This window comes from Nonomuraea sp. NPDC049655, assembly GCF_044465465.1.
In the GTDB taxonomy this organism is placed as follows: domain Bacteria; phylum Actinomycetota; class Actinomycetes; order Streptosporangiales; family Streptosporangiaceae; genus Nonomuraea.
Genome location: NZ_JBITLS010000003.1, coordinates 335,685 through 358,737 on the forward strand (window position 1 = coordinate 335,685; position 23,053 = coordinate 358,737).

The 23,053-nt window shown below is 72.4% G+C and carries 32 protein-coding genes; 13 read left to right on the forward strand and 19 right to left on the reverse strand.

The features are described 5' to 3' along the window. Positions 1-53: 53 nt before the first annotated feature. The 3 genes from ACIBQ6_RS11230 to ACIBQ6_RS11240 all read right to left on the reverse strand — a co-directional run bounded on the left by ACIBQ6_RS11230 (position 54) and on the right by ACIBQ6_RS11240 (position 1,774). Positions 54-398 (reverse strand): RNA polymerase-binding protein RbpA, encoded by a 345-nt coding sequence (locus ACIBQ6_RS11230; RefSeq protein ID WP_043625492.1) that lies wholly within the window; start codon positions 396-398, stop codon positions 54-56. 153 nt (positions 399-551) lie between these two features. Then, entirely contained in the window at positions 552-1,166 is a 615-nt protein-coding gene (locus tag ACIBQ6_RS11235; RefSeq protein WP_397211307.1) for a hypothetical protein, read from the reverse strand. A gap of 113 nt (positions 1,167-1,279) precedes the next feature. Then, on the reverse strand, positions 1,280-1,774 hold the full coding sequence (locus ACIBQ6_RS11240) for a hypothetical protein (RefSeq protein ID WP_397211309.1): 495 nt from the start codon (positions 1,772-1,774) through the stop codon (positions 1,280-1,282). A gap of 33 nt (positions 1,775-1,807) precedes the next feature. On the opposite strand from ACIBQ6_RS11240, the gene ACIBQ6_RS11245 reads away from it, so the two are divergent. Beyond that, the gene (locus ACIBQ6_RS11245; protein WP_352350760.1) at positions 1,808-2,287 is read left to right on the forward strand and encodes a helix-turn-helix domain-containing protein; all 480 of its coding nucleotides are present in this window, start codon (positions 1,808-1,810) and stop codon (positions 2,285-2,287) included. Positions 2,288-2,401: 114 nt separating this feature from the next. Then, a complete protein-coding gene (locus ACIBQ6_RS11250; RefSeq protein WP_397211311.1) occupies positions 2,402-2,857 on the forward strand; it encodes a hypothetical protein in 456 nt (151 codons plus the stop codon). A 6-nt stretch (positions 2,858-2,863) separates the two neighbouring features. On the opposite strand, the gene ACIBQ6_RS11255 is transcribed toward ACIBQ6_RS11250, so the two are convergent. The 7 genes from ACIBQ6_RS11255 to ACIBQ6_RS11285 all read right to left on the reverse strand — a co-directional run bounded on the left by ACIBQ6_RS11255 (position 2,864) and on the right by ACIBQ6_RS11285 (position 9,289). After that, the gene (locus ACIBQ6_RS11255) at positions 2,864-4,297 is read right to left on the reverse strand and encodes an MFS transporter (RefSeq protein ID WP_397211313.1); all 1,434 of its coding nucleotides are present in this window, start codon (positions 4,295-4,297) and stop codon (positions 2,864-2,866) included. Positions 4,298-4,441: 144 nt separating this feature from the next. Continuing rightward, on the reverse strand, positions 4,442-5,242 hold the full coding sequence (locus ACIBQ6_RS11260) for a glycerophosphodiester phosphodiesterase (RefSeq protein WP_358286606.1): 801 nt from the start codon (positions 5,240-5,242) through the stop codon (positions 4,442-4,444). Between the two features lie 34 nt (positions 5,243-5,276). After that, positions 5,277-5,816 carry a TrmH family RNA methyltransferase gene (locus ACIBQ6_RS11265; RefSeq protein WP_352350753.1) on the reverse strand — a complete coding sequence of 180 codons (540 nt, stop codon included), beginning with the start codon at positions 5,814-5,816 and terminating at the stop codon, positions 5,277-5,279. Continuing rightward, entirely contained in the window at positions 5,813-6,403 is a 591-nt protein-coding gene (locus ACIBQ6_RS11270; RefSeq protein WP_397211315.1) for a class I SAM-dependent methyltransferase, read from the reverse strand. Before ACIBQ6_RS11270 ends, ACIBQ6_RS11265 begins: the two co-directional genes overlap by 4 nt. Positions 6,404-6,414: 11 nt before the next feature. After that, a complete protein-coding gene (locus ACIBQ6_RS11275; RefSeq protein ID WP_387675369.1) occupies positions 6,415-7,362 on the reverse strand; it encodes a VWA domain-containing protein in 948 nt (315 codons plus the stop codon). Next, entirely contained in the window at positions 7,359-8,291 is a 933-nt protein-coding gene (locus ACIBQ6_RS11280) for a DUF58 domain-containing protein (protein ID WP_352350747.1), read from the reverse strand. The genes ACIBQ6_RS11275 and ACIBQ6_RS11280 overlap by 4 nt, the downstream gene beginning before the upstream one ends. Beyond that, positions 8,288-9,289, reverse strand: coding sequence for an AAA family ATPase (locus tag ACIBQ6_RS11285; protein WP_397156642.1), 1,002 nt, complete (start codon positions 9,287-9,289; stop codon positions 8,288-8,290). The genes ACIBQ6_RS11280 and ACIBQ6_RS11285 overlap by 4 nt, the downstream gene beginning before the upstream one ends. Positions 9,290-9,344: 55 nt before the next feature. Here ACIBQ6_RS11285 and ACIBQ6_RS11290 point away from each other — a divergent pair, with 55 nt between their 5' ends. Continuing rightward, positions 9,345-10,106, forward strand: a complete 762-nt coding sequence (locus ACIBQ6_RS11290) for a hypothetical protein (protein WP_358286614.1) — start codon at positions 9,345-9,347, stop codon at positions 10,104-10,106. A 43-nt stretch (positions 10,107-10,149) separates the two neighbouring features. After that, the gene (locus ACIBQ6_RS11295) at positions 10,150-11,022 is read left to right on the forward strand and encodes a DUF2268 domain-containing protein (protein WP_397211317.1); all 873 of its coding nucleotides are present in this window, start codon (positions 10,150-10,152) and stop codon (positions 11,020-11,022) included. Here the strand turns inward: ACIBQ6_RS11295 and ACIBQ6_RS11300 are convergent. Continuing rightward, the gene (locus ACIBQ6_RS11300) at positions 10,992-11,630 is read right to left on the reverse strand and encodes a response regulator transcription factor (protein ID WP_352350739.1); all 639 of its coding nucleotides are present in this window, start codon (positions 11,628-11,630) and stop codon (positions 10,992-10,994) included. The genes ACIBQ6_RS11295 and ACIBQ6_RS11300 overlap by 31 nt on opposite strands. Positions 11,631-11,786: 156 nt before the next feature. Continuing rightward, on the reverse strand, positions 11,787-13,118 hold the full coding sequence (locus ACIBQ6_RS11305) for a histidine kinase (RefSeq protein ID WP_397211319.1): 1,332 nt from the start codon (positions 13,116-13,118) through the stop codon (positions 11,787-11,789). Positions 13,119-13,262: 144 nt separating this feature from the next. Between ACIBQ6_RS11305 and ACIBQ6_RS11310 the strand changes: the two genes are divergently transcribed. Further along, entirely contained in the window at positions 13,263-13,826 is a 564-nt protein-coding gene (locus ACIBQ6_RS11310) for a ClpP family protease (RefSeq protein WP_397211321.1), read from the forward strand. A gap of 2 nt (positions 13,827-13,828) precedes the next feature. Continuing rightward, entirely contained in the window at positions 13,829-14,446 is a 618-nt protein-coding gene (locus ACIBQ6_RS11315; protein WP_397211323.1) for an ATP-dependent Clp protease proteolytic subunit, read from the forward strand. 343 nt (positions 14,447-14,789) lie between these two features. Here ACIBQ6_RS11315 and ACIBQ6_RS11320 read toward each other — a convergent pair whose 3' ends face one another. Continuing rightward, a complete protein-coding gene (locus ACIBQ6_RS11320; protein WP_397211325.1) occupies positions 14,790-15,056 on the reverse strand; it encodes a DUF3817 domain-containing protein in 267 nt (88 codons plus the stop codon). Between the two features lie 2 nt (positions 15,057-15,058). Continuing rightward, a complete protein-coding gene (locus ACIBQ6_RS11325) occupies positions 15,059-15,556 on the reverse strand; it encodes a hypothetical protein (protein ID WP_397211327.1) in 498 nt (165 codons plus the stop codon). A 161-nt stretch (positions 15,557-15,717) separates the two neighbouring features. On the opposite strand from ACIBQ6_RS11325, the gene ACIBQ6_RS11330 reads away from it, so the two are divergent. Further along, positions 15,718-15,954 (forward strand): hypothetical protein, encoded by a 237-nt coding sequence (locus tag ACIBQ6_RS11330; RefSeq protein WP_397211329.1) that lies wholly within the window; start codon positions 15,718-15,720, stop codon positions 15,952-15,954. A 52-nt stretch (positions 15,955-16,006) separates the two neighbouring features. Here ACIBQ6_RS11330 and ACIBQ6_RS11335 read toward each other — a convergent pair whose 3' ends face one another. Then, on the reverse strand, positions 16,007-16,411 hold the full coding sequence (locus tag ACIBQ6_RS11335) for a MarR family winged helix-turn-helix transcriptional regulator (RefSeq protein WP_397211331.1): 405 nt from the start codon (positions 16,409-16,411) through the stop codon (positions 16,007-16,009). Between the two features lie 217 nt (positions 16,412-16,628). On the opposite strand from ACIBQ6_RS11335, the gene ACIBQ6_RS11340 reads away from it, so the two are divergent. Then, positions 16,629-17,390, forward strand: coding sequence for a sulfite exporter TauE/SafE family protein (locus ACIBQ6_RS11340; RefSeq protein WP_397211333.1), 762 nt, complete (start codon positions 16,629-16,631; stop codon positions 17,388-17,390). Positions 17,391-17,455: 65 nt separating this feature from the next. Here ACIBQ6_RS11340 and ACIBQ6_RS11345 read toward each other — a convergent pair whose 3' ends face one another. Together ACIBQ6_RS11345 and ACIBQ6_RS11350 are read right to left on the reverse strand one after the other, a co-directional pair. Beyond that, positions 17,456-18,577, reverse strand: a complete 1,122-nt coding sequence (locus ACIBQ6_RS11345; RefSeq protein WP_397211335.1) for an MFS transporter — start codon at positions 18,575-18,577, stop codon at positions 17,456-17,458. Beyond that, positions 18,574-19,326 carry a DeoR/GlpR family DNA-binding transcription regulator gene (locus ACIBQ6_RS11350; protein WP_397211337.1) on the reverse strand — a complete coding sequence of 251 codons (753 nt, stop codon included), beginning with the start codon at positions 19,324-19,326 and terminating at the stop codon, positions 18,574-18,576. Before ACIBQ6_RS11350 ends, ACIBQ6_RS11345 begins: the two co-directional genes overlap by 4 nt. Positions 19,327-19,370: 44 nt before the next feature. On the opposite strand from ACIBQ6_RS11350, the gene ACIBQ6_RS11355 reads away from it, so the two are divergent. From ACIBQ6_RS11355 to ACIBQ6_RS11365, 3 genes are read left to right on the forward strand one after another with little or no spacing between them, the layout of a single operon-like run. After that, positions 19,371-20,342, forward strand: coding sequence for a helix-turn-helix transcriptional regulator (locus tag ACIBQ6_RS11355; protein WP_397211339.1), 972 nt, complete (start codon positions 19,371-19,373; stop codon positions 20,340-20,342). A gap of 59 nt (positions 20,343-20,401) precedes the next feature. After that, entirely contained in the window at positions 20,402-21,010 is a 609-nt protein-coding gene (locus tag ACIBQ6_RS11360) for a LysE family translocator (RefSeq protein WP_358286635.1), read from the forward strand. Positions 21,011-21,049: 39 nt separating this feature from the next. Continuing rightward, a complete protein-coding gene (locus tag ACIBQ6_RS11365) occupies positions 21,050-21,262 on the forward strand; it encodes a hypothetical protein (protein ID WP_352328267.1) in 213 nt (70 codons plus the stop codon). Here the strand turns inward: ACIBQ6_RS11365 and ACIBQ6_RS11370 are convergent, their stop codons facing one another. Both ACIBQ6_RS11370 and ACIBQ6_RS11375 read right to left on the reverse strand, forming a co-directional pair. Next, positions 21,263-21,688 carry an SRPBCC domain-containing protein gene (locus ACIBQ6_RS11370; RefSeq protein WP_397211341.1) on the reverse strand — a complete coding sequence of 142 codons (426 nt, stop codon included), beginning with the start codon at positions 21,686-21,688 and terminating at the stop codon, positions 21,263-21,265. Beyond that, positions 21,685-22,020 carry a metalloregulator ArsR/SmtB family transcription factor gene (locus ACIBQ6_RS11375; RefSeq protein ID WP_358287563.1) on the reverse strand — a complete coding sequence of 112 codons (336 nt, stop codon included), beginning with the start codon at positions 22,018-22,020 and terminating at the stop codon, positions 21,685-21,687. The genes ACIBQ6_RS11370 and ACIBQ6_RS11375 overlap by 4 nt, the downstream gene beginning before the upstream one ends. 65 nt (positions 22,021-22,085) lie before the next feature. Between ACIBQ6_RS11375 and ACIBQ6_RS11380 the strand changes: the two genes are divergently transcribed. Next, positions 22,086-22,427 (forward strand): VOC family protein, encoded by a 342-nt coding sequence (locus ACIBQ6_RS11380; protein WP_358286640.1) that lies wholly within the window; start codon positions 22,086-22,088, stop codon positions 22,425-22,427. Positions 22,428-22,463: 36 nt separating this feature from the next. Next, positions 22,464-23,042: a CGNR zinc finger domain-containing protein gene (locus tag ACIBQ6_RS11385; protein ID WP_397211343.1), complete on the forward strand. Its 579-nt coding sequence runs from the start codon at positions 22,464-22,466 to the stop codon at positions 23,040-23,042. The last annotated feature ends 11 nt before the right edge of the window (positions 23,043-23,053 follow it).

The window sequence follows — 23,053 nt, forward strand, 5'->3', positions numbered from 1 at the left end:
GGGCACAGCAAAACCCCCGGGCGTCGCCCGGGGGTTTTCACCGTGAGAAGTGGTCAGGCGCTCTTGCGGCGCTGGGCGCGCAAGACCGCGAGCCTCTCGTTGAGCACCTCTTCCAAATCCTCGATGGACCGCCGCTCCAGCAGCATGTCCCAATGAGTCCGTGGGGGCTTGGTCTTCTTCGACTCCGGCTGCTCACCGTCGACCCGCACCGCGGTCGCGCCGCACATGCGGCACTCCCAGGTCGCGGGGATCTCGGCCTCGGCGGCAAGCGGAACCTCGAAGCGATGGCCCTTAGGACAGGTGTAGGACACCTCCTGGCGTGGGGCCAGATCCGTGTTACGGTCGTTCTCGTAGCTGGTTGCCCCGAGCCGGGTGCCACGAAGCGCGCGCTCGCCCATGTCTAAATGCCTCCTACAGGGCCCCCATACGTGGGGGGTCTGTCTCCCACGGTGTCTAACGCTTGGTACCGTGATGGGATTCCCACCCGCGGGGTGATCCAATCGCGCTTGGGGCCTCGGGTATTCGAGCCCGCTCCCAGCGGTCCCTCGTCCTCAGGCCGCGGCGGTCGTCCGCGGGGCTCTGAGCAGGCTCGCCGCCAGCCACAACCCGCCGATCATGATGAGCGCCCCGTGCGCGATCCGCACCGGGTACGGGCCGAAGAACTGCGGGATGAACAGCGCCAGACCCAGCGCGAGCGCCGTCCCGGCCCCCTTGGGCAGGATCCCCGAACGCCACACGGCCACGGCCGCCATCACCGTTCCGGCGCCCAGTAGCGCCAGCCCGGCGGCGAACATGGTGACCGCCGTCGGGGCGAAGCGGAACTGCTCGGCCAGTTCCATCAGCGCGGGCGCGCCGTCGCGCAGCGAACGTTGCGCGATGACGTGCAGGCCGAAGTCCTCGGCCCCGTAGTAGGGGAGTGTCAGGCCGGCGCCGGCCCAGGTCACCGCGGCCGCGCGCAGCGACAGGCGGTCGCCGAGCACCTGGTGCAGCCCGAGCGTGCCCAGCCCGAGCAGCACGAAGCCGAGCATGGCGGCCAGATGGCCGGTGACCCACGCGGTCGAGGCCATGGCGACGGCGTCGTCGCCGGACGGCCGCACCACCGGGTAGACGAACAGCAGCACGCCGCCGAGGGCGAAGGCGGCGGAGGTGAGGCGGGGGGAGGTCATGGATAACTCCTGGCTGAGGGCGTTGCTCTGTTGTGAGAGCAATGCTCTCGTGACAGGTGTTCCCGTGTCAAGAGCACTGCTCTCTGTTCAGAGCGACGACCGCAACCCGGATGTCAGGTCAGCAGCGGCACCAGGGTCCGGTCGCCGAACCTCGTCATCGCGGCCAGCGGCGCGGAGGCTGCCCCCACCAGCAGCGGAAGGCCCGGTTTGCCCTTGTCTCTGGCGATGCGCGGGCCCAGGGCGGCCATCAGCGCGGTCAGTCCCGGCAGTGGCCTGATCCACATGGTGATCTCCCGGACCAGGCCGTCGTCGTCCAGTTCGAGCTGGGCCACCTCGTTCAGCGGCTGGCGGCCCACCCGGGCGGTCGCCGTGAGCATGCGGGTGCGGCCGTCGCCGATGTCGCTCTGGTAGCGCAGGTCCGACAGCACGTCGAAGACGGCTTCGAACAACGCCCCCACCTGTGTCAGACCCTCGAACCTGGCCCGGTAGCTCAGCGGGGAGTGGAACACCACGCCGTCGGCGAGGGTGGCCTTGAGTGCCTGGGCGTCGTGCGCCTCGCCGGCCCGGCGGTACGCGCCGGCGGGTGAGTCCTGAATGTGAACTGTCATGGGTTCACATTATCAACCCACTATCATGGGTGCATGAACAGGTTCGGTGAGATGCACTGCTCCATCGCCCAGGCCGTCGGCGTCATCGGCGAGCCGTGGACCCCGCTGATCCTGCGCGACCTGTTCCTCGGCCTGCGCAGGTTCGACGACCTCGCCGAGGACCTGGGCATCTCGCGCAACCTGCTGGCCCGCCGGCTCGACCATCTCGTCGCCACCGGGGTCGTGGAGAAACGGCCCTACCAGGAGCGTCCGGTGCGCCACGAATACCTGCTGACCGAGGCCGGGCGTGACGTCGTGCCCGCCCTGCTGACGCTCATGGCCTGGGGCGACCGGTGGTCCACCCCGCCCGGCGGGCCGCCCGCGCTGCTCGTCCACTCCTGCGGGCGGGAGTTCACGCCCGTCGTCACCTGCCCCCACTGCGGCGGCGAGGCCACGGCCGAGACCGTGCTGCCGATGCCCGGTCCCGGAGCGGCCCGGGGGCCGGGCACCATGGTGCTGGCCGCCGATCTGTGACGCTCGGTGTTTGACCCGCGACCCTTCGTGAGAGGACTCTCATGGCCCGCTCACGGCCGCCCCACGGCGGCCCCGCAGGCTTCAGGGGACCGCGACGTCGATCAGGAGGCGTAGATGGATCTCATGCCACGCTGGCCCGCGGCGGCCGCCGCGCTCGCGTTCGTCCTCGCCGGGGGAGGGATGCTGCTTCCGGCCCAGGCGGCGGCCGGGCCGCCCCCGGCGCTCGTCCAGGCCGTCCATGACGGCGACGACGACGGCGACGACGACGATGACGGTGACGACGACCGCGCGGCCCCCCGGTCCGGGCGGCGCGAACCGGCCACGAAACAGGCCCACGCCCCCCGCCGGGACGACGACGTCGAGGCCATCCCCGGCCTGGAGGCCCGCGACTCCCGGCCCCCCGAGCCCGTCACCCGCCCGGCCGAGGCCCCCGGTCGGGCCGAGATCCGGCTGGAGAGCGGCGCCATGACCGGCGGCGGGCACGTCGGCCCGCTGGTGCTGCTGGCCATCCTGGGCACCGGCGCCCTGGTGGGCGCCTCGTACTGGCTCTCGCGCCGATACGGCCCCTGACGGGCGTCAGATCCGCGACGGGACCTCGTTGCCGGCCGCCCTGATGGCCTTGGGCAGGTTCGTCAGGGCGAGCAGCACGAAGCCCACCACGAAGAATATGATCATGGACACGATGGCGATCCGGTAGCTGTTGGTGACCTGCAGCGCGATCGTCACGGTCAGCGACCCGATGAACGCCGACCCCTTGTCGCTGATCTGCAGCAGGCTGAAGTACTCCGCCTCCCGCCCCTTCGGGATCACCTGCGAGAACAACGACCGCGACAACGCCTGCGTGCCGCCCAGCACGATCGCGATCGCGAAGGCCATCAGGTAGAACTGCAGCGCCCGCCCCTCGCCGACGAACATCGCCACCACCACGATCCCGGTCCACAACACCAGGCTGGCCAGCACCGTGCGCTTGGTGCCGAAGCTGCGCGCCAGCCGCCCCAGCAGCAGCGCCCCGAAGAACGCCACGAACTGCACCATCAGGATCGCCGTGATCTGGACGGTCTTGTCCAGCTTGAGCGCCTCGGAGGCGAAGGCCGCGCTGTTGCCGATGACCGTCTGCACGCCGTCGTTGTAGACCAGGTAGGCCACCAGGAACAGCAGCGTCAGCGGGTACCGCCGCAGCTCGGCCAGCGTACGGCCGAGCTGGCGGAAGCTCCCGCGCACCGAGCGCAGCGCCGTGGTCTCGTGCGCCGCCACGGGACGGTTGCGCAGCCGCAGCAGCGGGATGACCGTGAACGTCGCCCACCACAGGCCGGCCGACATCATGCTGATGCGCACCGCCATGCCCTCGCTCAGCCCCAGGCTGTCGTGCTGCAGGAACAGCGCCAGGTTGAGCAGGAGCAGCAGCCCGCCGCCGAGGTAGCCGATCGCCCAGCCGCGCGAGGAGACCCCGTCGCGCTCCTCGGGGGTGGAGATCTGCGGCAGGAAGGAGTCGTAGACCACCACGGAGGAACCGTAGGCCAGGTTGGCCACCACGAACAGCACGCCGCCCAGCAGGTAGCGGTCGCCCTCGACGAAGTACAGGCCCATGGTGGCCAGCGCGCCGACGTAGGCGAACCCGCCGAGCAGCTCCCGCTTGCGGCCGGTGTGGTCGGCCAGCGCGCCCACGATGGGCAGGAACACGATCTGCAGGAACACCGCCACCGTCAGCGTCAGCCCGAAGAAGGCCGCGGGCCTGATGTCGGCGCCGAGCACGTCGACGTACCCCAGGCCGGGGTGGCGCAGGACCAGCGCGTCGAACTGGGACGCGCACGTCTCGGGCGCGAGGCTGGGGAAGTCCTTGGCGCAGGCCGCGGTCCTGGCGACCGGGATCAGGTACGGGCCCAGGAAGACCGAGATGATCGTGGTGTAGAACGCCGAGTTGGCCCAGTCGTAGAAGTACCAGCCGCGTTGCTCGCGGCGGCGCGCCGCGGGGGAGTCGTCGAGGGCCGCGGGGGGTGCGGTGGAGGCCATGGTGTCGTGTCGCTCCTCTGCGGCCACGGGGGGTCATGCCTGACGAAGTGCCCATCTTCGCAGGTCGTGGGTCACGTCCACGTGTCGTGCCCATGACCTTACAGTGATCACCTCAGGAGAGGAAGGTGGCCGCCGCCGGGCGGGTCAGGCCGCCATGCCGCGCGGGTGCCACAGGCCCCGCCGTTCGAGGACGTCGCGCAGGCCGGTGACGTTGTCGGTCATGATGCCGTCGACGCCGAGGTCGAGCAGGTGCTCCATGCGGACGGTGTCGTTGATCGTCCACACGTGCACCTGCATGCCGATGGCGTGGGCCGTGCGGACCAGGCGGCGGGTGGTGACGCGCAGGCCGCGGAAGCCGACCGGCACCTGCGCGCACGGGATCCCGGCCCGCGACAGACGGGCCAGCAGCCGGCCGTAGCCCGAGGTGGTGGCGGCGGCCCGCAGCGCGGCCACACCGCGCGGGCCGAGCGCCGAGCACACCTCGCGGCCCATGGCGGCCCTGGCCATGACCAGGCGCTCGTCGGAGAAGGACGTCAGGCAGACGCGGTCGTAGGCGTTGGTGCGGCGGACCACCTCGGCCAGCGGCGCGATGGCCGCCGCCTCCTTGACGTCGATGTTGAAGCGCACCTGCGGCCACGTGCCGAGCAGGTCCTCCAGCAGCGGGATCTCGTGCACGCCGGCGATGCGGGCCTGCCGGACCTCCCGGTAGGGCAGCTCGGAGATGCGGCCCCGCCGGTCGGTCACCCGGTCGAGGGTGTGGTCGTGGAAGGCCAGCAGCACGCCGTCGGCGGTGGCGTGCGCGTCGGTCTCCAGATAGTCGTAGCCGAGCCCGACCGCGCGTTCGAAGGCCGCCAGGGAGTTCTCGGCGCCCTCCAGCGCGCCGCCGCGGTGGGCGAAGGCCAGCGGCCCCGGATGGTCGAGAAAGGCGAAACGACGGCTGAGCACGACCCGGTGTCCCTTCCGATGGTGGACGGTTCGGTCACGGTTCGGGGAGATTCTCCCACTCCTGGCGGCGCGCCTCGGCCAGCGCGATGGCCGCGGCCACCGACACGTTGAACGAGCCGACCCGCCCGACCTGCGGGATGTAGCAGACGCCGTCGACGGCCTCCAGCAGGGCGGGGGAGCAGCCGTGGTCCTCGCTGCCGACCACCAGGCACACGTCGCGGCCGAGGTCGGCGCGGTGCAGCGGCACGGCCTCGCCGGTCAGCTCGATGGCCAGCACGGCGTAGCCGTCGTCCTTGGCGGCCTTGACCGCCTCGGTGGCCGGGACCGGCTCGTGCCAGGTGACCAGGCGCTCGGTGCCGAGCGCCGTCTTGCCCGCCTTGGGGTTGGTGGGCGGCGTGGCGTTGCCCGCCAGCCAGATCTGGTCGACGCCGAACGCCGCGGCGCTGCGGAAGATCGAGCCGACGTTGAACGGGCCCGTCACCGACTCCAGGATCAGCGCGAGCCGGTTGTCGGTGTTCCTGCGCCAGGTGCGGTTGAGCCGCTTGACGTCGGTGGGGCGCAGCTGCCTTCTCATCGGGCCACCTTCAATATGCGGTAGGCGGCTCGGGAGGCCTCGCGGGAGGCCTGCCAGCCCTGCTCGCCGAGCCAGCGCTGCAGGGAGTCCGAGCCGAGGTGTTTCTGGACGACCAGGTAGGCGACGCCGTCGGGCGTCAGCCGGGTGAGCCACCTGGTGAGCATCTCGTGCAGAGCCGGCTTGCCAATCCGGATGGCGGGATTGGACCAGATGGCCCGAAATTTCACGTCATCCGGCACTTCATCAACATGAACGGGTCTTACTTTGTAAAGGCCGGCGGTCTGGGCGTTCCGTCCGGTCAGCTCCAGGCTGCGCCGGTTCACGTCGACGGCCCACACCGTCGCCCCGGGCGCCCGCGAGGCCATCGTCAGCGCGATGGGCCCGTAGCCGCAGCCCAGGTCGAGCAGGTCGCCCTCCTGCGGCGGCGGCGGGACCGACTCCAGCAGCGCGCGCGTGCCGACGTCGACCCGGTCGGGCGAGAACACGCCCCGGTCGGTCTCCAGCCGCAGGTGCAGGTCGGGCAGGACCAGGTCGACCGAGCCCGGCCTGCTCGCGGTCTCGGGACGTTCGGAGAAGTAGTGGGCCACGTGGGAAAACGTTACGGGATGCGGGTGCCGAACAAGACCGCGGCGCCGGCCACCAGCAGCCCGAGCACGATCGCGGCCACGATGAACCACTGGGTGATCTCCTGGCTGACCAGCTTGAACCCCAGGGAGGTGCCGATCTGCTCGTAGACGTCGCGCAGTTCGCTGCCGGACTCGGCGGCGTAGGCCCGGCCGCTGGTGCCGTCGGAGAGCGACTGCAGGGTCTGCTTGTTGACCGGGACGTTCACCGGCCTGCCGTCGATGTCGACGGTGCCCTCCTGGGTGCCGTACGCGATGGTGGAGACCGGGACGTGCGCCTGCTGGGCGGCCTCGATGGCCTCGGTCACCGACCGGCCGGAGGTGTTGTCGCCGTCGGACAGCAGCACGATCGCGGCGGGCGGCGGGTCGGTGGCGGCCTGCTGGTCGAAGGAGCGCACCGAGTCGAGCGAGTTGAAGACGGCCTCGCCGATCGCGGTGCCGGGCCGGGTGGTCAGGTTGCCGATGGCGGTGACGACGGCCTGGTGGTCGGTGGTGGGGGAGATGACGACGTTGGCCGAGCGGGCGAAGGAGACCACGCCGACGTTGAAGCGGTCGGGCAGCTCCCTGGCGAACGCCTGGGCTGCGGCCTTGGCGGCGCTGATGCGGTTGGGCTGGACGTCGCCGGCGTCCATGGACAGGGAGACGTCGAGGGCGATCATGATGGTCGCGCGGTCGCGGGGGACGCGTACCTGGTCGGCGGGTTTGGCGGCGCCGACCACCAGGAACGACATCATGACCAGGAACAGCGCCGGGGGCACGTGCCGGCGCCAGCCCGGCCCGGCGGGGGCGACGAGGTTGAGCAGCGCCAGGTTGGTGAAGCGCACGGTGTAGCGGCGGCGGGCGAACTGCGCCACGACGTATCCGGCCACCAGCAGCGCCACCAGCACGAACAGCCACAACCAGCCGGGCGCGAGAAACGTCATACGGGTCTCCGGTGGGCGAGGTGGCTCATGCGGCGCTGGCGCAGGACGAACTGCGCCACGTCGAACACCCAGTCCCGGTCGGTCCGCAGCACCAGGTGGGCGATCCCGGCGCGGCGCAGGGCGAGCCGGGTGCCCTCACGCTGGAGGGCGGCGGCCTCCGCATATGCTTGCCGGACTTTGGGAGAAAGATGCACTTCACGTACGTTCCCGGTCTCGGGATCGGTGAACGCCACCCGGCCGACGTCCGGCAGCTCCAGCTCGCGCGGGTCGATGACCTCCACGGCCAGCACCTGGTGGCGGGCGGCCAGCCGCCTGATCGGGCGTTCCCAGGGGCGTTCGGCGTCGGGGTCGAGCTCGGGGCGGTCGTCGAGGAAGTCGGAGACGATCAGCCGCAGGCCCCTGCGGCGGCGGGTGGCCGCCAGCACGTCGATGCCCTCGGCCAGGTCGGGGGCGTCGGGCACGGCCCGGCCGCGCGGGGCGTCCATGAGGGAGTTGAGCAGCCCGTACAGGGCCGGGCGGCCGGTACGGGCGGGCATGCGGTGGATGTACTCCTCGTGCAGCACCAGCGCGCCGAACCGGTCGCCCATGCGGCTGGACAGGAAGCCGATCGCGCCGACGGCGGCCACGACCAGGTCGCGCTTGTCGGTGTCGGCGGTGCCGAAGTCCATGCTGGCCGACAGGTCGGCCAGCGCCCAGGTCTCCAGCTCGCGGTCGGCGATCAGGTCGCGGACGTGGGGGACGGTCGTGCGGGCGGTGACGGCCCAGTCCATGCGGCGCACGTCGTCCTCGCCGGGCACGTACAGGCGGCTGTCGCCGGTCTCGCTGCCGGTGCCGGGCAGCAGCCCCTGGTGGGCGCCGTGCAGCAGGCCGTCGAGCCGCCGCGTGACGGTCAGCTCCAGCCGTCGCAGCGCCTGTTCGGCGGTGTTCAACGGTTCTGGTTCCAGACGACCAGGGGCGGCGGCACGGCGTGCAGGATCTGCTTGACGACCTGCTCGGGATCGACGCCGTCGGCCAGGGCGTCGAAGGTCAGCATGAGCCGGTGGGACATGACGTCGACGGCCACGTCGCGCACGTCGTCGGGCAGCAGGTAGTCGCGGCCGCGCAGCAGGGCGAGCGCGCGCCCGGCCGAGACCAGGCCGAGGGTGGCGCGGGGGCTGACGCCGATCTCGATCGTCTCGGCCAGGTCGCCCAGCCCGTAGTCGGCGGGCGCGCGGGTGGACATGACCAGGCGCACCACGTAGTCGGCCACGAGCTGGTGCACCGAGACCTGCTCGGCGGCCTGCTGCAGGGCCAGCAGCCGGGCCGGGTCGAGCACGCGGTCGGGCACGGGCGGCGTGACGCTCATGCGGTGGAGGATCTCCAGCTCCTCGTGCGCGCTGGGGTGCGGCACCCGCACGCGGAACAGGAAACGGTCGCGCTGCACCTCGGGCAGCGGGTAGACGCCCTCGGACTCGATCGGGTTCTGGGTGGCCAGCACGATGAACGGCCTGGGCAGCGGATGCGTGACGCCGGCCAGCGTGACCTGGCGCTCGGCCATCACCTCCAGCAGCGCCGACTGCACCTTGGCGGGGGCGCGGTTGATCTCGTCGGCCAGCAGGAAGTTGACGAACACCGGACCCAGCTCGACGTCGAACTTCTCGTTGGAGGGGTGGAAGACGCGGGTGCCGACGATGTCGCTCGGCACGAGGTCGGGGGTGAACTGGATCCGGGCGAACGTGCCGCCCACGACGGTGGCCAAGGTGGCGGCGGCGAGGGTCTTGGCGACTCCCGGCACACCTTCGAGCAGGCAGTGACCGCGGGCCAGCAGGGCCACGACCAGCCGCTCGACCATGTGCTCCTGTCCCACGATGACACGCCGGACCTCGTCGAGACTTCGACGCAGCACTGCCGCGTCGTTTCCGCCTGGCAACTCTTCGGCGACGCTCATGACGCCATTCCACCAAACGCGCCGCGAACGTGCACGACGCCACGTCTGTGCTTTCATGGCAAACGTGGCAAGTCCCCTGCAGTACGGTGATCCGCCCCAGCTGGGGCGCTACGTCGTGCAGGCCCGCCTGCACACGGCTCCGGCCGGGTTCGTCTACCTGGGACAGGGACCCGACGGGCGCGCGGTGTCGCTGGCCGTGCTCACCCGGGGCGCCGCCCTCGACGCGGCGGCGCGCGACCGGTTCCTGACCGCGATCAAGGAGGCGCCGGGGCGGTCCGGCGGGCGCGGGTGGCTGGGGCTCGGCCGGGCGCGCGCCTCGGTGCTCGACGGGACGCCCGAGGTGCTCGACGTGCACGACGGGCCGGCGCCGTGGGTGGCGGTGCCGTACGCGCCGGGGCAGCCGGGGGCCGAACGGTTCCTGGACCCGGTCATGGTGGGCGGGACGTTCATCGGGCAGGCGCACGGGCCGGACTTCGTGCCGTACTGGCTGACCGACCGCGCGCCCGCGCTGCCGGGGCCGCTGGCGCGGCGGCTGCCGCTGACCGAGACGCGGCGGCGGGTGCTGCTGGCCGCGCTGGCGCTGGCGCTGCTGCTGGTGCTGGTCACGACGATCCTGCTGTTGCTGCTGTTCGGCAGGCGCGACAGCGAGCCGATGCCCCGGCAGCTCCCGCCGACGGTGTTCGTGCCCACGCCGCCGCCCACGCCCGCCACGCCGGTGCCGGAGCCCTCGCCGTCGCAGTCGCCGTCGCCGACGCGAACCGGTCCCGGCACGCCGGGGCAGTCGCCGGGCGACGAACTGGGCGAGTCGCCGCTTTAATGCGTTTGAGCCTCACGTTACGTGAGGCTTTAGCGTCCGCGGCATGGAGTTCATCGTTCACGACACGCTCACGGCCATGGCGGACCTGCTCGCCCGGCCGCTCGCCGACCGGCCCGAGGCGCTGCGGGAGATGCTGGCGCCGATCCGGCCGGCGATCCCGGTGCCCGGCGACATCGTCGACATCCACCACCAGGGCGGCGGCTTCCGCGTCGACGCCGAGGACGCCCGTTACCTGCCCGCCGTCCGGGCCATGATCGAGGCCGACGTGCTCGGCCAGGTGCGCAGGGAGCTGGAGCGCGCCTCCCACGCGCTGAAGGAGGCCAGGCAGGCATGCTCGCTGCAGGTGATGTTCGTGCTCGGCGACCCCGACAACGAGCACCTGATGAGGATCAGCGGCGGCTACTACGGGATGGGCGGCTCGCCCGGCTGGCTGTACCTGCTGGGCTGGCCGTCGGAGGAGGTCATCGGCCGGATCGCGCACTGCGCGGTGCACGAGTTCCACCACAACGTGCGCTACACCAACGTCGAGTGGGACCCGCGGAAGGTCACCGTGGGCGAGCACGTGGTGGCCGAGGGGCTGGCCGAGGCGTTCGTCCGGGAGCTGTCCGGCCCGGCGGCCATGGGGCCCTGGTCGCGGATGGTGACCGGGGAGGAGCTGGAACGCGCCCACGAGCTGATCATGGACGCGTTCTACCTGGAGGGCATGGGGAACACCCCGGCGTACGTGCTGGGCGACAGCGCCATGCGGCGCTTCGGCCAGGAACCCCGCGGCATCCCCGACATGGCGGGGTACGCGGTGGGGCTGCGGCTGGTGGACCGGGCCCTGGCCGCGAAGGGGCTGAGCGCCGCCGAGGCCACCCTGCTGCCGGCCGCGCAGCTGCTCGATCAGCTGGGGGAGACGAACCCGGACTCGTAGGCGGCGATCACGGCCTGGGTGCGGTCGCGCGCGCCCAGCTTGGCAAGGACGTTGCCGACGTGCGTCTTGACGGTCTCCTGGCTGACGACCAGCTCGGCGGCGATCTCGGTGTTGGACATGCCCCTGGTCATCAGCCGCAGAACGTCGCCCTCGCGGCCGGTGAGCCGGTCGATGCCCGGCACGTGGGCGCGCGGGCGGCGGCCGGCCAGGGTGCGGATCGCGGCCGGGAACAGCAGCGACTCCCCGGCCGCCACCAGCCTGATCGCCTGGATCAGGTCGTCCGGTCTGGTGCGTTTGAGCAGGAAGCCGCTCGCTCCGGCGCGCAAGGCGTCGTAGACGTGGTCGTCGTTCTCGAACGTGGTCACGACCAGGACCTTGGGCGGGTCGTCGAGCGTCACCAGCCGGCGGGTGGCCTGGATGCCGTCCATGGCGGGCATGCGGACGTCCATCAGCACGACGTCGGGGCGCTCGCGGCGGACGACCGGCAGGACCGCGGCGCCGTCCCCGGCCTCGCCGACCACGCGCAGGCCGGGCTCGGCGTCGATGATGACGCGCAGCCCGGCGCGGATGAGGTCCTCGTCGTCGGCGATCACGACCTTGAGTGTCATGCCCCTGACCGTAGCGGCACCTGGGTGGGAAGGTTTCGCGGGTGTCCTGGGCTGACGGCGGCGGGGCCTGTCCCGGGGGCGAGCCGCCTGGAGGGGATCAGCGGGGGCCCGTCTTGGGAGGGAGCCGTCTGGAGGGGATCAGCCGGGGTGCGGGGGTCATGGGCTCGGGCGCAGGGGGAGGCGGACCGAGACCGTCCAGCCGTCCTCGTCGGGGCCGGCGCGCAGGTCGCCGCGGAGCAGGCGTACCCGTTCGCGCATGCCGTCAACGCCCCGGCCGCCGCCCCGCCTGCGCCTCCCACCGTGCCTCTCGCCGTGCCTTTCACCGTGCCTCCCGCTGGCGTTGCTGACCTCCAGCCGCAGGTCCTCGCCCTGGACGGCGGCGGCCAGCCGGACCGTGCCGCCGCCGTGCCGGATCGCGTTGGTCAGCGCCTCCTGCAGGATGCGGTACGCCTCCCTGGAGACGACGGCGGGCACGCCGGACAGGTCGCCCACGTCCTGCCGTACCTCGGCGCCGGAGCCCGCCACCAGGGCCGGGAGGTCGGCCAATGTCGCCTGCGGCGCCCGCCGCCCCTCCTCGCCGGCCTCCCGGTGGCCCTCGCGGCGCCCCTCCCGCCCGTCCTCGCCTGCATCGGCGCCTGCATCGTCGCGCCCGTCCGCGTGTGCGTCCGCGCGCCCGTCCGCGCGTGTGTCCTCGCGCAGGACGCCGAGCACGTGGTCGAGGTCTTCCAGTGCGGCGCGGGCCGACTGCTCGATGGCCGCCAGCGCGGTCCTGGCGGTGGCCGGGTCGCGGTCGAGGACGCGTCCGGCCGCGGCGGCCTGCAGGGTGACGACGCTCAGCGCGTGCCCGACCGAGTCGTGCAGCTCGCGGGCCAGCCGGTTGCGTTCGGCCAGCGTACGGGCGTGATCTTCGGCGGCGGCCAGCCGCTCGGCGGGGGTGGGGCCGAGCAGCGGGGGAGCCAGGGCGGCCAGCAGCGCGCCCGCGCCCGCCGCGCCCGCCACCAGCAGCGCCAGCGCCCCCACGCCCGCCGCCGCCCACAGCACGGACGGCCACCCCGGCTCGGCCGTGAGGCCCAGCACCGGCATCGGCTCCCCGATGACCGGCAGCGCCATCGTGAACATCGTGAACGGCACCACCGCCAGCGTGAACCCGCTCACCACGCCGCCCACCGCCAGATGCAGCGTGAACCACGCGGCGGTGCGCCGCCGCTCCTGCCACGACCGGCGGGCCTGCCGCGGCGGGGTCTCCACGCGGGCCCCGAGCAGCCCCTGGGCGGCGTTCACCTCCAGCGCGCGCACCGGCAGGAACAGCCCGGTCACCGCCACCACCGGCAGCACCGCGACGAACACCCCGACCTGGATCGGCATCAGCAGGTCGGGCGACGCGCCGCGCCACAACCCGGCGACCAGCACCCCGGCCATCATGTACGGCATCAGCAGCGCCCCGCCCAGGATGAGGCACGTCCAACGGCGGGGGAGGTTCCTTCTCACATCCGGGATTGTATGTCGATACTATTTCGCGCTGGGAGTAATGCGCCTTGAGTGAAATGCGCCCCCAGCGAAAATAGGCCGGAATTCACCGCCGCCGGGTCTAGCGTTTTTCGCAGAATTAGTTTCGGCAGAAAGGCGACGTCAATGACGGAGACCCAGCGCGCGGCCTGGCCTGACCAGCTCAGTCAGCGCCTGCTGAAGGAACGCATCGTGGTGCTCGGCCAGGAGGTCGACGACGAGATTTGCAACCGGCTCTGCGGTGAGCTGCTTTTGCTGGCAGCCGAAGACCCCAATCGGGACATAACGCTCTACATCAATTCGCCGGGCGGCTCCGTGACGGCCGGCATGGCGCTCTACGACATGATGCAGTTCGTCCCGTGCGACGTGGCGACGGTGGCGATGGGCTTCGCCGCCTCCATGGGCCAGCTCCTGCTGACCGCCGGGGCACCGGGCAAGCGTTACGCCCTGCCCAACGCCCGCGTCGTCATGCACCAGCCGCTGGGCGGCATCGGCGGCTCGGCCAGCGACATCCAGATCCAGGCCGACAACATGCTCTACACCAAGCGCAGGATGGCCGAGATCATCGCCCACCACACCGGCCAGCCGCTCGAGCGCATCCAGGCCGACTCCGACCGCGACCGGTGGTTCACCGCCCAGCAGGCGCTGGAGTACGGGTTCGTCGACCACATCGCCGAAGGGATGAACTGACCATGAGCGGTCGCTACGTGCTGCCCTCCTTCACCGAGCGCACCTCCTACGGGGTGCGGGAGATGAACCCGTACAACAAGCTGTTCGAGGACCGGGTGGTGTTCATCGGCGCCCCGATCGACGACACGGTGGCCAACGACGTCATGGCCCAGCTCCTCACGCTGGAGTCGCTCGATCCCGACCAGGACATCAACATGTACATCAACTCGCCGGGCGGGTCGTTCACGGCGATGACGGCCATCTACGACACGATGCAGTTCGTCCGGCCGGAGATCCACACGGTCTGCATCGGGGAGGCGTCCTCGGCGGCGGCCGTCCTGCTCGCGGCGGGCACGCCGGGCAAGCGGGCGGCCCTGCCGCACGCACGCGTCCTGCTCCACCAGCCGGCCACGGAGGGCGGCCGGGGGCAGTCGAGCGACCTGGAGATCCACGCCCGGGAGATCGTACGGATGCGTGACCAGCAGGAGGAGATCCTGGCCCGGCACACCGGGCGCGGGGTGCTGGAGATCAGGAAGGACATCGAGCGCGACCGCATCTTCACCGCCGAGCAGGCGCGCAGCTACCGGCTGATCGACGACATCTACGCCTCCAGGAAACGCACCCTGGCCGCCGCCCGCTGACCTACGGCCCGGGCCTGGTCCGGGCCCAGGCCCGCTGGTCCCCCTGGGCCCGCTGGCCTGTCCGGGGCCGGCCTGTCCGGGGCCGGCCTGCCCGTTGGTCTCGTCGGGGCCCTGCGGGTGGCTGCCTGGGCTCTTGCGGGCCGGCCTGTCGCTGGTCTCCCCGGCTCTCTGTTGGGCTGGGTTGCCTGTGCCTCGTGCCCGCTGGTTAGCCTGTGCCTCCTGCGGGCTGGTCTGCCCGGGACCCTTCGGGTCGCCCGGCCGTGGTCCTGCCTGGACCGCGGGATCGGCGTCCTGCTTGGGGCCCGGCCTGCTGGCCTCTTTGGGGCCCTACCCGAGCCCGGGATCATCCCTCCCGGCCGTCCGGTACGGCGCGCAGGCGTCGCAGGGCCAGCAGTCCGCCGATCCCGGGGACGAACGCGCTCCAGCGCGCCCCGGGCGTGCTTTGCGCCCTGGGTGTCATGGCCGCCGTGGCGATGACGATGAGGTAGGCCATGCCGTGCAGCGGGCCGGCGTAGGTCGTGATCGCCTTGGCGTGCACGGTGAGCAGGTTGGTCAGCAGAACCGCCAGCGTGACGGCCTCGGCGGCGGCGGCGATGCGCAGGGTCAGCACGCTCAGGCTCCCGTCTGCTCGCCCGGACGGACGATCATGAGCACGACGACGGCCGCCCACAGCAGGTTGTAGACGCCGGTGAGCATCGTCAGCGTACGGAGTCGGCGGCCGTCGTCGGGGACGTCGAGGGCCTGGCGCTGGCGGGGGTGGATCTGGGTGGCCAGCAGGGCGCCCGCGACGGCAGTGAGGATCATCGCCGCGATGATCCAGGTCTGCCCCATCCGTCCTTGCACACTGGCCAGCACGATCCCGGCCAACGGGACGATCAACCCGAACGCGGCGTAACCACCGGTGATGCGGTGCAGCGCAGCGGCTACGGCGGCACTGCGCTCCGCGCCGGCAGCTTTGGTAGAGCCGACGGCCGTGGCAGAGCCGGTGGTGGTGATGGGCGTCGTGGATGCGACAGGGGCGTAACGGGGGAACAAGCTCGACGCGACCGCCGAACCGCCGACGAACACGATCCCCGCCAGCACGTGGATGGACAACAGGACATGATTCATGGATCGCCTCCAACCTTCAGTGTGACTGAAGCCTAGCCGAAACCTTCAGTCCCCCTGAAAGCCGACCTGTCATTCGGGACTGCGGCGCACCCGCGCCCGCGCCTTCGCCTTCGCCCGCGCCTTCGCCTGCGAGGCCATCGCGGCCCGGCTGCGCGTCCTGTATGCCCGGCTTCCACCACCTGTGCGTCTTGTATGCCGGCTTCCGCCGCCGGATGGCCGACCACGTCACCCGCGACCAGCAGGTCGGCCGCATCCCCGCCACCCTCGCCCCGTCCGATACGGCGCTTGCCCTGGTGGCGCTGGCGGAAGGGCTGGCCGCCTACGTGCTCACCGGAGTCACGTCCGCGACCACCGCCCGCGAGCAGGTGCTGACGGCCGTCGCAGGGCTCCACCGCTGAAGCGGCGACGGAGGGGGCAGGCGGCGGAGGCGGTGCGGTGGGGGGCAAGAGGTCAGGGGGTGGGGAAGGCGGTGCGGATCGCTTCGCCCACCTGTTGCTGAATCGGGTCGGCGTCGGGGCCGAAAAGGCGTTCGTCGACCTTGGTGATGGCCTGGGCGGCCTCCCGCAGGAGGCGTTGCCCCTCGGGGGTGAGCTCGATGGTCGAGGCCGACCCCGCCCGCGCCGTACGGTCGCGCACCAGCCCCGCCTGGACGAGCCCCTTGACCGCCGCGTGCACGCTCTGCACCGAGATGCCCGACATGCGGGCCAGGTCGCTGAAGGACGCGCCGGGCACACCGGCGATGTGTCCCAGCAGCCCCAGGCGGCTGATCGTCAGCTCAAGCGGCGCCAGCTCGGCGGAGAGCTCCGTCTCGACCCGCCGCGCCAGCGTGAGCACCACGATGGAAGTGCTCGACACGGGCGGTCCGTTCTCGATCGTCACCGGTCCAGTCTCGTCTATCCGGCCGGGACGGCGCCCGCCGGTCACCCGCGCGGCGGGTAGACGGTGTGTAGGAGATCGTGCCGGGGGTGAAGGGCGCGGGGGGTGAGGGCCGGGGTGAGGGGGTGGCCTGCGGTGGGTGGTTGGAGGGGGGCTGTAGTCTTCTGGGCGTTTCCTGGGGGAGTGGGGGAGCGGCGTGCCGCTGGAGCAGGTTGTGGTGTTGCTGGCGGCCGCGGCCGGCGCCGGATGGGTCGACGCCGTCGTGGGCGGCGGCGGGCTGGTGCAGCTGCCGGCGTTGCTGATGACCGGCATGCCGCCCGTCCAGGCCATGGCGACCAACAAGTTCTCCTCGGTGTTCGGCACGGCCTCGGCCGCCGTGGCGTACGCGCGCTCCACCAAGATCGACCGTCAGGTGGCGTTACCGGGTGCGGCGCTGGCCGTGGTGAGCGCCGGGCTGGGCGCGTGGGCGGCGGCGGCGATCTCGGCCGACGTGTTGCGCCCGGTCGTGATGGTGGTGCTGCTCGGCGTGGCGGCGTTCGTCACGTTGCGCCCTTCGATAGGCGCCCTGCCGCAGCCGCACCTGCGGACCGACGGCCGGGTGGTGGCGGCGGTGGCCGCCGCGGGCGTGGGCATCGCCTTCTACGACGGCATCATGGGGCCGGGCACCGGCACCTTCCTCATCATCGCCTTCACCACCATCCTCGGCCTGGACTTCGTCGCCGCCTCCGCCTCGGCGAAGATCATCAACGTGGGCACCAACCTCGGGGCGCTGGCGGTGTTCGGGCTGCAGGGCCACGTGCAGTGGGCGCTCGGGCTCGGCATGGCGCTGTGCAACGTGGCCGGCGCCCAGCTCGGCGCCAGGATGGCGATCAGGCGCGGCACGGCGTTCGTCCGGGTCGTGCTGTTGTGCGTGGTGGTGGCGATGGTGATCAGGCTCGGCTGGCAGCAGTTCGGCTGATCCCCGGCACGCTGCTGGTCCCCGGTACGCCGCTGGTCCCCGGCGCGCCGCCCGCGATCGGACGCCTAAGACCGCAGGGCGGGGGCCGTCAGGGCGACGAAGGCCGCCATCAGCGCCGGTACGGCCAGCGCCCGCGGCAACCCGGCGAGCTGGGCCACCGCCCCGATGATCACCGGCCCCGACAGGAACCCCAGGTACCCCACGGACGCCACCCGCGCCAGCGCCCGCCCGGCGAAGGCCGGGTCCCGATGCCCGGCGGCCGAGAACACCTGCGGCACGATGCATGACAACCCCGCCCCGAAGCAGCCGAACCCCACCACCCCGGCCACCGGCCCCGCGCCGAGCAGCGCCAGCCCGAGCCCGGCCGCCGCCAGCAGCCCGCAGCACCGCACCAGCGCCACCGGCCCGAACCGGGCGGCCAGCCGGTCGCCCGCCAGCCGTCCCGCGGTCATCGCGATCGAGAACGCGGCGTACCCGGCTGCGGCGAACCCCGCCGAGGAGGCCAGGTTCTCGCGCAGGTAGACCGAGCTCCAGTCGGCCGCCGCCCCCTCGCCCACCAGGCAGCAGAAGGCCAGCACGCCGAGGAACAGGATGCCCTTGGGCCGTCCGGACCCCGAGCCGCCGGCCGGCAGGGGAGCGGGCGTCGAGCGCAGCGCCCACCGCCAGGCCCACACCGCCAGCACGGCGATCACCGCCCCCACGCACCCGAACGTCACCGACGGCGGCAGCCCGGCCTGCGCGAACAGCCCGCCCGTCGTGGCCCCGGCGAACCCGCCGACGCTGTAGACGGCGTGGAAGGACGACATCACCGGCCGCCCGCAGGCGCGTTCCACCTCGACGGCGTTGGCGTTCATGGACACGTCCAGGACGCCGTGGACGATCCCGAAGACCAGCAGCGCGGCGGCCAGCGCGCCCAGGCCGGGGGCGAAGGCGGGCGGCACCAGCACCACGCCCTGCAACAGGGCCGCCGGGATCATGACGCGGCTGCTGCCGTACCGGTCCACCAGGCGGCCGACGGTCGTCATGCCCGCCACGGCGCCCGCGGCGATGGCCAGCAGCGCCAGGCTGAGCCGTCCCGCGTCGAGCCCGAGGGCCTCCTTGATGGCGGGGATGCGGGCCGTCCAGGTGCCGATGGCCAGGCCCGCCAGGAAGAACAGCAGGTAGACGGCCGTCCGTTCGCGTCTCATCCGGCCTCCTTGACGTCCACCCCGGCCGCGAGGAGCGCGTCACGCTGCTCGGGCGGCACGCCGTCGTCGGTCACCACGACGTCCAGGCGGGAGATCGGGCAGACCGCGCCGAAGGCCGTACGGGAGAACTTGCCCGAGTCGCAGGCCACGATCACCCGCCGGGCGGCGGCGATGGCCGCCCGTTTGACCGCGACCTCGGGCAGGTCGTGCGCGGTCAGACCGTGCTCGGCCGACAGGCCGCAGCAACCGATCACCGCGGTGTCGAAGCGCAGCGCCGCGATCGAGTTCTCGGCGAGCGGGCCGGTGACGTTCAGCTCGCCCTTGCGGACCTCGCCGCCGGGCAGCACCAGGCGCACCCGCGGCGCGGCGGCCAGCAGCGAGACGGCCTGCAACGCCAGCGGCAGCACGGTCAGCCGCCGCCCGGTCAGGGCGCGGGCCACCTCCAGCACGGTGGTGCCGCCGTCCAGGACGACCGCCTCCCCGTCGGCGATCAGCGCCGCGACCTGGACGCCGATGCGCTGCTTGGCCTCCACCGCCTCCCGCTCGCGCACCCCGAACGGTGGCTCCTCGCCGCGCAGCAGCAGGGACAGCGCCCCGCCCCTGACCCGGCGGACCACGCCCTGCTGGGCCAGCTCGTCCAGGTCGCGCCGGATCGTCATCTCCGACACGCCGTGCCGCTCGGCGAGCTCGGTCACCGAGACGCTGTCCTGGGCGCGCAGGGCGTTCATGATGGCGGTCAAACGTTCCATCTGTTCATACAAACACCGAAAATGTGCGCAATACAATGACGAATATGCGTGCCAGCCGCCTGCTCTCCCTCCTCCTGCTCCTGCAGACGCGGGGCCGGATGACCGCGCCCGAGCTGGCCGCCGAGCTGGAGGTGTCGATCCGCACGGTCTACCGGGACGTCGAGGCCCTGTCGGCGGCCGGCGTCCCGGTCTACGCCGACCGCGGACCGGCGGGCGGCTACCAGCTCCTGGACGGCTACCGCACCCGCCTGACCGGGCTGACGGCCGAGGAGGCGTCCTCGCTGTTCCTGGCCGGGCTGCCGGGACCGGCCGCCGAGCTGGGGCTGGCCGATGTCGCGGCGACCGCGGAGCTGAAACTGCTGGCCGCGCTGCCGCCCGAGCCGCGCTCGCACGCCTCGCGCATGCGCGAGCGTTTCCTGCTGGACGTGCCCAGCTGGTACCGCTCGGCCGACGACGTGCCGCACCTGAGCGACGTGGCCGAGGCGGTGTGGGAGCAGCGGCCGCTGCACATGACCTACCGCCGATGGGGGCAGCGGGAGGTCGACCGGGTGATCCACCCGTACGGGCTGGTGCTCAAGGGCGGCTCCTGGTACCTGGTCGCCGCCCCGCCCGAGGGCTCGCCGCGCACCTACCGGGTCTCGCGCATCCTCACCGTCGAGCAGCTCCCGGGCCGGTTCCGCAGGCCGGAGGGGTTCGAGCTGGCGGCGTTCTGGCGGGCGTACGCCAAGGAGTTCCGCGAGCGCATGTACACCGCCGAGGCCGTCATCAGGCTGGCGCCCGGCCGGGAGGACCTGCTGGCGTACACGATGGGGTCCGACGTGGTCGCCGCGGCGCTGGCCGCGGCGGGCGAGCCCGACCCCGAGGGCTGGCGGACGCTCACCGTGCCGGTCGAGTCGCTCACCCACGCACGCTGGCTGCTGCTGCGCATCGGCGCCGACGTCGAGGTGCTGGAGCCGGCCGAGCTGCGGGCGCTGATGGCCGAGGCGGTGGCCGGCCTCGGCAAGCTGTACCTCTAGATCAACTAGCCAGGATAAATCGCGAGAAAAAGGCCGCCTTCTCTGTCAGCATGCCCAGCATGTACCTTCTGGCTTTCGTCGGCGCGTGCTTCCTGGTGGCCATGGCCCCCGGCGTGAGCACCGCCGTCATCCTGCGTCAGACGCTCCGCTCCCGCGGCTCCGGCCTGGCCGCCGCGCTGGGCAACGAGACCGGCATCCTGCTGTGGGGGCTGGCCGCCGCGTTCGGGCTGTCGGCGCTGCTGATGGCCTCGCAGGTCGCCTACGACGTCATGCGCGTCACGGGCGCGGTCGTGCTGGTGGTGATGGGCGCGCAGGCGCTGTGGAACGCGCGCCGGGGCACCCCGCCGGTGGAGGTCGAGGCGGTGGCCGGCCTGCGCGGGTCCTACCTGTCGGGGCTCGGCACCTGCCTGGCCAATCCCAAGGCCGCGGTGTTCGCGATGTCGTTCCTGCCGCCGTTCGTGCCGGCCGGGCAGAACGTGCCGCTGACGCTGGTGACCCTCGCCGTCGTCTGGGTGCTGGTGGACACCGTCTGGTACGGCCTGCTCATCTGGACCGTCGCCAGGGCCAGGGACTTCCTCGGCCGCCCGGCCGTCAGGCGCCGCCTGGAGCAGATCTCCGGCGTCGTGCTCATCGGCCTCGGCGTCCGCCTGGTCCTGGACGCGCGATGACCCGCTGAGCGGCGGGAGATCGTGGACTACCGTTAGGGCATGACCAACGACCTGGCGTCCCTGATGAGGCAGGCGCAGGACGACGATCCGCTGCTGGCCCTGCACGCCACCACCGCGCTGCGGCGCGAGATCGAGCGCCTGGAGGCCGTCCAGGTGCGCCGGGCCAGGGTGGCGGGCCTGCCCTGGGCGCAGATCGCCGACGCGATCGGCGTCAGCAAGCAGGCCGTGCACAAGAAGTACGGCCGCCGCTGATCACGCCCGCGTCCATCGGGCGGCGAACCAGCCCAGCACGATGTTCCAGGAGTAGCCGCGGCGGATGCGCCCGGCCACGTCCGGCGGCAGGGTGTTCAGGCCGCGGTGTTCGAGCAGCACCCGCGTGCCGTCCTCGACCGCGGTGAAGGCCACCTCGATCTCCATCCGGCCGCCCGGGTTGAGCAGGTCGGCCCAGACCAGGCGGCGGGGCGGCTCCCAGTGCACGATCCGGCCCAGGTCGGCGTGGCCGCCGTCGTCCCACAGCTCGCGCAGGTAGCCGTCCTGGAAGCGGATGGCCACCGCGCGGGCGGGATCGACCCAGCTGTGGCGGCCGCGCACGTACCACTGGTCGATCTCGTCGGTGAACATCCGGAACGCGGTCGCCGGATCGACCGGCACGACGACCGCCGCCCGCACCGTGCTCACCGCCCGCGCTCCACGTGGTCCTTGAACGAGCCGAGCTGCTCGGCCCAGAACGCCTGCACCTGGTCCAGCCACGCCTGCAGCGCCGCGAACGGCTCCTGGCGCAGGGTGTAGAGCCGCAGCCGGGCGTCCTCGCCGCCCGCCTCCGCCCGCACCAGGCCGCCGGCCCGCAACACGCGCAGGTGCCTGCTGAGCGCGGGGGCGCTCATCCGCACCGCCTGGGCCAGCTCGCCGGCCGGGCGCGGGCCCTCGCGCAGCAGGTCGATCACCTTGCGCCGGGTGGGGTCGGCGAGGGCGGCCAGCGTGGCGTCCAGGTCGTTAACGTCGTTGTTAATCTTTGCCTGCTTCCGTTATGGTGTTGATGCTTAACGATAACGGCAATTGTTGCGGGGAGACGTGCATGAGTGTCCAGCTGGGTTACTACACCCTGTCGGTCGAGGACCTGGAACGGGCGGCGGCCTTCTACGGGCCGCTGTTCGGCTGGGAGTTCAGGCGCGAGCACGAGCGCTACCTGCACGTCACCAACACCGACGTGCCGATGGGCCTGCGCGCCGGCGGCCGGTCCGCGCAGCCCAACCTCTACTACCACGTCGAGGACATCGACGCCGCCGTCGAGCGGGTGCGCGAGCTCGGCGGCACGACGGGCGAGGTGTACGAGAGCAAGTCCGGCCGCGGCTGCTCCTGCACCGACGACCAGGGCACCGAGATCAGCCTGTGGCAGCCCGCCCCCGGCTTCGAGTGACCCTCGCCGACCTCACTGCCTAGGTAGGCTTCGCCGGTGACGACAGACGTGTGGCGCATCACCGGCCAGTCCCAGATAGACAGTTATGTCGGTAGGTGGGTGGATCTGGCCGTGCTGCTGGTCAACGAACTGGCCGTCACCCAGGTGCGTGGTCGTCCCGCCGGGCCGCCGGCCGACCGGCGCGCCGCCCTCGACGCCGCCTTCGTCCAGCATGGATGGACGCCCAGCAGAACGCTGACCGGCGCCGACGCCGACCGGCTGGCCGGGGTGGCCGACGAGCTCCGGCCCGCCTTCACCGCGAGCCCCGCCGCGCCGGCCGCGCTAAACCGGGCCCTGCTGCGGCACGGCGCCGTGCCCAACCTGCACGGCGACCCGCCGGTCCTGGCCTTCCACGGGCCCGCCGCCGGCCTGGTGGACGCGTGGGCGGCCGACACGGCCACCGCGCTGGCCATGGTGATCGGCGTCGGCCAGGGGGTGCGGCTGCGCACGTGCGAGGCGGCGGCGTGCGAGCTGGTCTTCTTCGACGCCACCCGCAACGCCTCGCGCCGGTTCTGCGGCCTGTCGTGCCAGAACCGCGCCAAGGCCAGCGCCTACCGCGCCCGCCGCCGCACCTGATCTACAACGTA